Annotated in this window: 4 protein-coding genes and 1 pseudogene; 1 reads left to right on the plus strand and 4 read right to left on the minus strand. The window is 71.9% G+C overall.

Annotated features, from left to right (window positions below; genetic code table 11):
- Positions 1–587 (plus strand): LysR family transcriptional regulator substrate-binding protein (locus tag AOK24_RS15175; protein WP_055720600.1); only part of this gene is annotated, 587 nt, incomplete at its 5' end.
- 187 nt (positions 588–774) lie between these two features.
- Here AOK24_RS15175 and AOK24_RS52490 read toward each other — a convergent pair.
- The 4 genes and pseudogenes from AOK24_RS52490 to AOK24_RS15195 form a co-directional block, all read right to left on the minus strand.
- Positions 775–1,059, minus strand: a pseudogene (locus tag AOK24_RS52490) (hypothetical protein); the annotation flags it as partial.
- A gap of 175 nt (positions 1,060–1,234) precedes the next feature.
- The gene (locus tag AOK24_RS15185; RefSeq protein ID WP_055720602.1) at positions 1,235–3,370 is read right to left on the minus strand and encodes a putative bifunctional diguanylate cyclase/phosphodiesterase; all 2,136 of its coding nucleotides are present in this window, start codon (positions 3,368–3,370) and stop codon (positions 1,235–1,237) included.
- Positions 3,367–4,179, minus strand: coding sequence for an SAM-dependent methyltransferase (locus AOK24_RS15190; RefSeq protein WP_055720603.1), 813 nt, complete (start codon positions 4,177–4,179; stop codon positions 3,367–3,369). The genes AOK24_RS15185 and AOK24_RS15190 overlap by 4 nt, the downstream gene beginning before the upstream one ends.
- A gap of 227 nt (positions 4,180–4,406) precedes the next feature.
- Positions 4,407–5,420, minus strand: coding sequence for an SCO0930 family lipoprotein (locus AOK24_RS15195; RefSeq protein WP_055720604.1), 1,014 nt, complete (start codon positions 5,418–5,420; stop codon positions 4,407–4,409).
- Between the last annotated feature and the right edge of the window lie 413 nt (positions 5,421–5,833).

The following is a 5,833-nucleotide window of genomic DNA, read 5'->3' on the forward strand; positions in this document are numbered from 1 at the left end:
GTCTGTGCACGGGGCTGCTGCCCGACGTGCTGCGGGCCTTCCACGACCGCTATCCCGGCGTGCAGCTGCTGATCGAGGAGGGCGGTTCCCACGATCTCATCCGCGAACTCGCCCGGGGTGCGCTGGACCTCGCCCTCGTCGTCCTGCCCCTGCCCGCGCCCGCCCCCGCGCTCACGACCGTCGAGCTGCTGCGCGAGGACCTCGTGGTCGTGTCGTCCCTCGACGCGCCCCGCCCCGGCGGCGGGCGGCGCGCCGTCCGGGTCGCCGACCTCGCCGGGGAGCGGCTCGTGATGTTCCGGCACGGGTACGACCTGCGGGAACTGAACGTCGCCGCGTGCCGGTCCGCCGGGTTCGAGCCGGAGTTCGCCGTCGAGGGCGGGGAGATGGACGCGGTGCTCGGGTTCGTGCGCGCCGGGCTCGGCGTCGCCGTCGTCCCACGCATGGTCGCGGCGCGCTCCGGGCACGGGCTGCGGGTGACGCCGCTGGCCCGGCCGGGGTTGCATCGGACGATCGCGCTCGCCCATCGGAGTGACGTGGCTCCGCCGAGGGCCGCCCGGGAGCTTCAGCGGATGCTGCTGGAGAGGTGAGCCTTCGCCCACGCGCGCAGGCCGGTGGGGGCGGTCGCCGGCATACGGCGCGGTGCGCGACGCCGGTCGCGCGGATCGCGTCGTCCAGGTCGAGGGTCGCGGAGATCAGACCGGCGTCGCGGGCGATGCCCCGGCCCAGGGTGGAGACGGTGACGACCCGGCGTACGGCGTGGGCGGTGAGCGCCTTCGTCAGCGGGGTGGCGAAGGCGTCGAAGTGCGCGCGGTACGTGGGGGCGGACGGGGCCGGCGGGACCAGCCAGAACACCTGGTCGGCTCCGCTGAACGCCCGGTCGAGGACGTCGGGGTCGGCGTGCGAGCCGGGGACGACGTCCACGGCGCCACGGACGGCCGGGGTGAGGCGGCCGGGGTCGCGGGCGATCGCGAAACTGGAGCGCGAGATGGACCGGGTCCGCGCCCCCGGACGCGACCTGGCACAGTTCCTCGCCCTGATCGCCCTCGGCGACCTGTTCACCCTGTTCCCGGCCTCGGTGGCGACCCGCTATCCGCGCCGACCGGTCACCGACGCACCGCCCTCGGCGCTGGCGGTGGCCTGGCCCGAGCGGTCCCGGTCCACGGCGGTGGCGGCGCTGGTGCGGGCGGCGTCAGCGGTCGCAGAAGAGTCCCGTACGCCCGCCGTCACCTGAGGCTCAGCCCGTGGCGTCCGCCAGCACCAGTTCGTTGAGCCTCTCCGGCGGTCCCGGCCGCGCGTAGTACCAGCCCTGGGCCGTGTCGCAGCCCAGGATCCGCAGCTGTTCGGCCTGCGCGCCCGTCTCCACGCCCTCGACCGTCACCGCGAGGTCCAGGCTGTGGGCCATCGTGACGATGCCCTCGACGAGCTTCAAGTCGACGGGGTCGGCCGGGAATTGCTGCATTCCCTGGGTGAACGAGCGGTCCAGTTTGAGGATGTTGACCGGGAGACGGCGGAGGTTGGCGAGGTTGGAGTAGCCGGTGCCGAAGTCGTCGAGGGCGATGTCCACGCCCATCTCCGCCAGTTGGCGCAGCGGCTTCAGGAGGTCGTCGTCCGCTCCGATCAGCGCCGACTCCGTCACCTCCAGGCAGAGCGCCTCGGGTCCGACTCCCTCGCGTTCCAGGATCTCCACCGTGTCCTGGACCAGGCCGGGGTGGCTGAGCTGGACCGGGGAGAGGTTGACGTTGATGCGCAGGGACCAGGTCTCGGCGCAGCGCTCCCGCCAGGCCCGCACCTGGCGTACGGACTGTTCGAGGACCCAGCGGCCCAACGGGACGATGAGGCCGGTGTGTTCGGCGAGGGGGATGAAGCGGTCCGGGCCCAGGACGCCGTGCTGGGGGTGGAGCCAGCGGACGAGGGCTTCGGCGCCGCGTACGCTGCCGTCCTCCAGGCGGACGATCGGCTGGTACTCCATGAAGAACTCGTCGCGTTCCAGGGCGGCGGGCAGCGCGGTGGTCAGGCCGTGGCGGGTGATGGCGCGGGCGTCGGCCTCGGCGTCGGCGAGTTCGAAGCGGTTGCCGCCCGCCGACTTCGCGCGGTACATCGTGATGTCGGCGCTGCGCAGGACTTCCGCGGCGCTGCGCTCCCCGGCCTGGCCCTCGACGATGCCGATGGACCCGCGGACGGTGAGTTCGCGGCCGTCGATGCGGACGGGCGCGACGAGCGCGTTCATGATGCGGGAGGCGAGTTCGTCGACCTCGTGGGGCGCGTCGGGCCCGGTGGTGAGCGCCACGAACTCGTCGCCGCCGAGCCGCGCGACCATCTCGCCGGGCGCGGTCGCGCAGGACTGGAGGCGGTCGGCGATCTCGACGAGGAGCCGGTCCCCCGCGGCGTGCCCGAGGCTGTCGTTGATGGTCTTGAAGCCGTCGAGGTCGAGGTAGCACAGGCCGTAGCGGCGCCCGTCCCCGGCGGCGACGATCTTCTCCAGGCGCTCGAAGAACAGCGTCCGGTTGGGCAGCCCGGTGAGCGCGTCGTGGGTGGCCTCGTAGCGCAGCCGCAGGTTGAGGAGGCGCCGCTCGGTGGTGTCCTCCATCAGGGCGAGCTGGTAGCGGGGGGCGCCGTCGGCGTCGCGCAGCAGGGAGACGGTCAGGTTGGTCCACAGGACCGTTCCGTCGGGCCGGTAGAACGCCTTCTCGGTGTGGTAGTGCTCCCGGTCGCCGCGCACCAGCTCCTCGTGCAGCTTCCACACCTGCGGGGCGTCCTCGGCGTGCGTCCACTCCTTGACGTTGCGGCTGCGTACGGCCTGTTCGGAGCCGCCGAACATGCGGGTGAGGGCGTCGTTGACCTCCAGGACGTTGCCGTCGAGGTCGGCGATCCAGATGCCTATGGCGGCGCCCTCGAAGACGGCCCGGAAGCGGGCCTCGCTCGCGTGCAGGGCCTGCGCGACGACGCCCTGGGCCTGGAGCGCGGCCTGCGCGATGGCCTCCTGCTCGGCGAGGGTGCGCTCGCGCAGGGCGTGCGCGTACCCGGCGGCCATGGCGTGCTGGAGGCGGGAGGAGCGGGTGCGGAGCTTCTCCGGGGGCGAGTCGTCGCCGCAGTACAGCACCAGGTAGGCGTCCACGCACTCCAGGGCCTGCGCGAGGGCCTCCGGGTCGGTGCAGTGCGCGGCGACCAGGGCGGCGCCGACCGCCTTGGGTTCGGCGGCGTCGAAGGAGCGCGCGAGCAGCGCCGTACGCAGGCGTCTGGCGAGCGGGAGGAGGAGTTCCTCGAACTCGGTGCGGGTCAGGGGCGTGGAGGTGGCCGGGTAGACGGCTCTGCTCCAGATCGTCGCGAACCGGCGCAGTCGGTCCTCCGGCCCGTCCTGCACGGCCGTCACGCCGTGGTCCCCACGCCGGCGAACCCGCAGAACGCATAGGGATCCTCGTCCTCCGGGGCCGTCTCCGGCCGCCACAGCGGCATCGGCACCAGTCCAGGTTCCACCATGTCGTACCCCTCGAAGAACCGCGCGATCTCGCTTCGTGAGCGCATGATCAGCGGGTTGCGGATGTCCTTGTACACGTCGACCGCGCCACCGGCCCGTTCGGGCGGCAGCGGGATTCCCTCGAACGAGGCATGGGTGAGGACGAGCATGCTGCCGGGCGCGAGCGCGTCGCGCAGCTCGGCCACCGCCTTGTACGGGTCGTCCTCGTCGTCCACGAAGTGCAGTATCGCAATCAGCAGGACGGCCACCGGCCGCCCGAAGTCCAGCAGCCGCCCCACCTGAGGGCTGGTCAGGATGGTCCGCGGATCGCGCAGGTCGGCCGCGACGGCGTCGGCGCGCGGGTCCCGCGCGAGGGCGGCCCGGGTGTGCTCGACGGCCACGGCGTCGTGGTCGACGTGCACGACGCGGGCGTCCGGTACGGCCCTGCGGGCCACGTCGTGGACGTTGCCCGAGGTCGGCAGGCCGGAGCCGATGTCGAGGAACTGGGTGATCCCCTCGGCCGCCGCGTGGTGCACGGCGCGGCGCATGAACGCCCGGGTGGCCTGCATGATCTTCGGCAGCCCCGGCACGAACTCCATGGCCCTGCGGGCCGCCTCCCGGTCCGCCGCGAAGTTGTGCGAGCCGCCCAGGAACCAGTCGTTGATGCGCGCCACGCTGGGCATCGAGATGTCGATGCTCCTCGGGGCCCAGGCGGGACGCTGCATCAGTACTCCATGGCTTCCGGGGTTCCGGGGTTCCGGTGTTCGAGCTGAGGCTACTGATCGCCCGCCAAAAGAACGAGCGGAAACGGAAATTGACCGTCCGTTCCCGGTCAGGAAGTGAGGATTTCCGGTAGGTTCTGTCGGCTCCCGGAACGCCCCCGGGCGCCCGGCACGGCAAGAGGTCCGCCCCCTCCGTACGGCGTGGAGGGGGCGGACCGGGGACGGCTCGGCTACTTGTTGGGAGCGCCGACCAGCTTGCCGTCGGGGCGCACCGCGAACCAGGTGCCGCCGACGCCCTGGCCGTTGATGTCACCGGGCTTCTTGTCGTTGATGAACGTGTAGATCGGGGAGCAGTTGAGGGTCTGCTGCTCCTCGTCGGTGTCGGGGCGCGTGAACTTCATGTACCCCTTCTCGGGGATGTCCTTGGTGTCCTCGAAGTCGACCGGTGCGACGATCGGCCACTTCTCCAGGCACTCGCCCTTGCAGTTCGAGACGGGCTTCGGCCACGCCTTGTCCTTGACGAAGCGGTAGACCGTCATGCCGTTCTTGTCGACGACGATCTCGCCGAGGTTCGGGTCGTTGCGGGTCGACAGGCCCGGCTCGTCGGAGACCTGGGCCTCGCCGCCGCCACCACCGCCGCCGCCCGCCTTGGCCTTCTTGCCGTCGGGGGCCAGCGCGAACCACTTGTTGCCGACGTTCTGGCCGTTGGTGTCGCCCGGGTTGGCGTCCTTCTGGTAGTAGTACGCCGGCCAGCCGTCGACGGTGAGCTGCTTCTTGCCGTCCGCGCGGGTGACCTCACCGAGCAGCGACTTGTCGATGCCGTCGCCGGCCGAGACGTCGTCCGGGGCGACCGGGGGCCACGCCGTGGCGCAGGCGTCGTTGCAGTTCGACTTCGGGGGCTCGGCGGTGTCCGAGTCGAAGCGGTAGAGGGTACGGCCGGCGCTGTCGGTCACGATCTTGCCGAGCTCGGCGTTGGTGGCGACCTCCAGCTGGCCGGCGCCGCCCGTCTGCGTGCCGGTGCCCGTGCCGCCGGTGCCCGTGCTGGGGCTCGCGCCCACGCCGGTGCCGACACCGCCGTAGCCGCCGCTGCCGACGCTTCCGAGGCCGCCGGTCCCCGCGGGGGCCGTGGCGCCGACGTTCTGGCTGCCCGTCGAGCCGCCGCTTTCCTGACCGCACGCCGTCGTCAGCGCCAGCACGGCCACAGCGCTCGCCACGAGAGAGGCGCTCCGCCAGGAGGTGTTCATTGTCAACTCCCCGATCATCACAAGCGTGTTCGCAGCGCCCTGCTGCGCCGCCGCTCGGGATTGGTTACGCATGGGGGCGGCTGTTGTGTTCAACGCCGTCAAAAAAATCTTTTGCCCGGCTGTGTTTGAGGGGGTGAGGAGGGGCGCTGGGGTAGCGGCTGATTCTCCGGATCTGTGTGCGTACGTCCAGACATCCGGCCGAATCGGCGTTAAACCCATCGGGGGTGAAGTTCGCCCATTCGGGGCAATCAGCGCCGATCAGGGGCGTACGCCGGGGCGCGAGGGCCGATGATCTGCGTCGTGCATGGACCCGAACCGACCCGATCCGCCCTCACCGTCCGGGTGTTGGGCGTGGTGACCGCTGCGTGGATTCTGGTGGGCGCGCCGGCCCCACGGACGCGTACGCGCAGGCG

The organism is Streptomyces niveiscabiei, assembly GCF_001419795.1.
Taxonomy (GTDB): Bacteria; Actinomycetota; Actinomycetes; order Streptomycetales; family Streptomycetaceae; genus Streptomyces; species Streptomyces niveiscabiei.